The sequence below is a fragment of the Marinomonas spartinae genome (genome assembly GCF_900089775.1).
GTDB lineage: Bacteria > Pseudomonadota > Gammaproteobacteria > Pseudomonadales > Marinomonadaceae > Marinomonas > Marinomonas spartinae.
The window spans coordinates 1-1,397 of sequence record NZ_FLOB01000033.1; the positions used below are offsets into that span (position 1 = coordinate 1).

1 protein-coding gene is annotated in these 1,397 nt (G+C 48.3%); it reads left to right on the plus strand.

Annotated features, from left to right (window positions below):
• Positions 1 to 1,397 (plus strand): 5-carboxymethyl-2-hydroxymuconate semialdehyde dehydrogenase (gene hpaE, locus MSP8886_RS21760; RefSeq protein WP_067021206.1); only part of this gene is annotated, 1,397 nt, incomplete at both ends.

The window sequence follows — 1,397 nt, forward strand, 5'->3', positions numbered from 1 at the left end:
AAATGGGTTGAAAGTAAGGAGACGTTTCAAACCTTTAACCCTGCGACGGGAGAAGTGCTTGCCGAAGTGGCCCACGCGTCCGATACACAAGTAGCAGAAGCGGTCGCCGCTGCGAAAGCCGCATTTCCTGCTTGGGCCAATATGCCCGTTGCTAAGCGTTCTAAAATCATTGAAAAAATGGGCGATTTGATTGCTCAGAATGTCGATGAATTGTCCGCATTAGAAACCGCTGATACGGGTCTCCCTCTCTATCAAACTCGTAATGCACTTGTGCCGCGAGCGTCTAACAACTTCTATTTCTTTGCCGAGAAGTCTCGCCAAATGAACGGTCATACCTATCCAATGGATGACCAAATGCTGAACTACAGTTTGTACCAGCCAACTGGCGTGTGTGCTTTGATTTCACCATGGAACGTTCCTTTTATGACCGGAACATGGAAAACAGCACCTTGTCTTGCATTGGGGAATACGGCGGTCATAAAGCAGTCTGAACTGTCACCTTTGACAACAGACTTTTTAGGTAAGATTGCCCTTGAAGCCGGGGTTCCTGCGGGCGTATTTAATGTGGTTCATGGTTTTGGTGGGACAACCGGAAACGCCTTGATCACGGACCCAAGCGTCAATGCCATTTCGTTCACCGGCGGTACCTCAACGGGTAAACACATCATCGCGAATGCGGGTCTGAAGAAGTTCTCCATGGAGCTGGGCGGTAAATCCCCCGTGATGATTTTTGATGATTGCGACTACGAGCGTGCCCTCGATGCTGCCGTATTCGGTATTTTTTCCATTAATGGTGAACGTTGTACTGCCGGTTCTCGTTTGTTTGTTCAAGAAACTATTTACGACAAGTTCTGTGATGATTTCGCTGCTCGTGCCGCCAAAATCAAAGTTGGCGATCCAAACGATATGCAAACCCAAGTGGGCTCCTTGATCTCTAAAGCGCACTGGGAAAAGGTTACTGGCTATATCAAGTTGGGCATTGAAGAGGGCGCGAAGCTTATTGCAGGGGGCTCTGATAAACCACTTGATGAGCTTCCAGAACACCTAAAAGGCGGCCACTTTGTACGTCCAACCGCCTTCCGTGATGTCACCAATACCATGCGAATTGCTCGCGAAGAAATCTTTGGCCCTGTTGCTGTGATTATCCCATTTAAGGACGAAGCAGACGTTGTGAAGATGGCCAATGACAATGATTACGGACTGGCTTCCTACTTATGGACTCAAGATGTCAGCAAAGTACATCGCATTGCGCGTCAAGTAGAAGCGGGCATGATGTTTGTTAATAGCCAAAACGTGCGAGATCTTCGAACCCCATTTGGTGGTATGAAAGCGTCTGGCACAGGGCGAGAAGGGGGAGATTACAGTTTCGAAGTCTTCTGTGAACCTAAAAACGTCTG